At 44.9% G+C, this 256-nt stretch carries 1 protein-coding gene; it reads right to left on the reverse strand.

Annotated features, from left to right (window positions below; all coding sequences use genetic code 11):
- The coding region (locus SB754_RS21415) for a hypothetical protein (RefSeq protein ID WP_410784344.1) at window positions 1-238 on the reverse strand (238 nt) is incomplete at its 3' end.
- Window positions 239-256: the final 18 nt, after the last annotated feature.

Raw genomic sequence — 256 nt, forward strand, 5'->3', positions numbered from 1 at the left:
GAATGACGGCTTCCAGAGCTTGTAAATCAGTGTAAGAGACGACCTCCACTACTAAAACCGAAAAAAAGGAATCGGTCTGTAAACCCAGAGATTCTCCTGCTTCCTCTAACAGGCGTGGGTCTTTATATTGCAGCAGGTCAGTAAATAACTCCTGCGTTTTTTTGTAGTAGACTTCCTCTTGGGTTTTCCGCTTTGTCATCTCCAGTGCTAGGACGTTGCTCGCTTGCTCGATGGTCATTTGATCATGAGACGATAT

The sequence above is a fragment of the Leifsonia sp. SIMBA_070 genome (assembly GCF_046534635.1).
GTDB lineage: Bacteria > Actinomycetota > Actinomycetes > Actinomycetales > Microbacteriaceae > Leifsonia.